Source organism: Loigolactobacillus backii, from assembly GCF_003946275.1.
GTDB classification, from domain to species: Bacteria; Bacillota; Bacilli; order Lactobacillales; family Lactobacillaceae; genus Loigolactobacillus; species Loigolactobacillus backii.
In genome coordinates this window covers 1-1,653 of record NZ_RHNQ01000130.1, presented here as the reverse complement: position 1 = coordinate 1,653, position 1,653 = coordinate 1, and the positions used below count along the sequence as shown (strand labels likewise).

The window sequence follows — 1,653 nt, the reverse complement described above, 5'->3', positions numbered from 1 at the left end:
TTGGACTTTTCCACAGCCAATTTCTCACCAGCAGAAATTCAAAAGCAAAACCAGGATTTGGTGAACCATGCTAATGACTTTTTAACTGATGAAGACAGCGGTTTACCGGTTTTCTTAGAAGCTGTCTAAAATCTCTTAAGTAATAGTGCTAAAAACGCTAAAACGACCATTTGCAGACTGGTGGTTAATTGACGCTCACAATTTTTCCAAAGTCGCCGACAATTCTCTAGCCAACTAAAAGATCGTTCGACTACCCAACGTTGGGGCATGACTTCGAATCGATGCAACTCATTGCGCTTCGCAACCTGCACGGTTGCGTTTAAATTACTGGCTACATCGAGCTGAAAATTAACGCCTGAATAACCACCATCAACTAAGACATTTTGAACCTGGCGTAAATGCATGGCATGTAAAGCGATCATTGCACTGGCCCCGTCTCGATCAGAGACGTTCGCTCGCGTCATGTGAATGGCCTGCGGAAAGCCATTGATATCAACTGCCAGATGGCGCTTAATCCCCGAGATTTTCTTACCAGCGTCGTAACCTTTGTTTTCAGCAGTAGCGGTGTTTTTGACGCTCTGAGCGTCAACGATAATAAAGGAAGTTAAAGCTGAACGTCCTTGGTAAGTTCGCCGAGCAATGACAATTTTTTTAAAACTTGTTCCAATAAAGAATCAGCCGTAGGCTCAGCTTTAGTTGACCAAATTTTGTAATAGTTGTAAACTGACCGCCATTCTGGGAAATCACCGGGGACTTGACGCCATTGGCAACCGGTTTTCAAGACATATAGGACCGCACAGAAGACCTCGTAGAGGTCATATTTTCGAGGCTTAGTTCGCTTACGAAAATTTTCTAAAGCTGGTCGAATTAATTCAAATTGTTGCCGAGTAATATTGCTGGGATAATTTTTCATAGCTTAAACTCGCTTTTTACATAGAAGTATATCAAAAATCATAGATCTTGGACAGCTTCTTAGAACCCGAAGCCGTGCAATTACTTAGTTTTTGGTGCCGTACCCCACAACAAATGCGGCGCTTCATTGGCATTATCTTAAATGCTAAGTACCGAGTTGAGAAGGATCATAAAGATATTGGCGTCATAATCCCACCGGACGACGAAGAACTTAAATTTTTAATGACTAAAGCCTTGAGACGTTACTTTAACGCCCTAAGAAGCAATGAGAAGGACATCAAGAACGTGGAAAACTACCTGTACGGCACCATGCAAAATCTATTTGGTGTTTGGTGGAATAAACAAGCGGCTAGAGAATACGCGGCCAAACACCCCGAAGAAGAAAAGCCGGCCGACAACGACAACCGTGGGTTGTACTACTAGTCCTAGAAGGCTGCAAAATCCTTTCTAAACGGTTTTGAGACTTACTCACCCCTTTATGCTTAAGCTATATTTAACTGGCTTAAACAGAAGAATAGGGGCTTTTAAATGAGTGCCAGAGCTAACCAGGCTAACCAGCTCAAAAGTTCAGCCTTTAGATCAACGCCGAGCTCAAGTGATTTGAGGCCAGGGCTTTATCTATTGATAAGGTACTCAAAAGGTAGTATAGTGGTAGTAGTAAAATAAAGGAGATGAGACAATCATGGCAGTTAAGGAAAAGAAACGGGTCCAAGTCAAGATTGATAAAGATTTGGCCGATGA

General features: G+C 42.4%; 1 protein-coding gene and 2 pseudogenes. 2 read left to right on the top strand and 1 reads right to left on the bottom strand.

Annotated elements, in window-relative coordinates; all coding sequences use genetic code 11:
- A pseudogene (locus tag EKM61_RS12395) lies at positions 1-120 on the top strand (replication initiation protein RepA); the annotation flags it as partial.
- A 5-nt stretch (positions 121-125) separates the two neighbouring features.
- Here EKM61_RS12395 and EKM61_RS11850 read toward each other — a convergent pair.
- A protein-coding gene (locus EKM61_RS11850; RefSeq protein ID WP_080487858.1) for an IS5 family transposase occupies positions 126-913 on the bottom strand; the annotation gives its coding sequence in 2 pieces (ribosomal slippage) (positions 126-655 and positions 655-913; 789 coding nt in all).
- Positions 914-960: 47 nt separating this feature from the next.
- Here EKM61_RS11850 and EKM61_RS11845 point away from each other — a divergent pair.
- Positions 961-1,335 (top strand): annotated as a pseudogene (locus EKM61_RS11845) (replication initiator protein A); the annotation flags it as partial.
- Between the last annotated feature and the right edge of the window lie 318 nt (positions 1,336-1,653).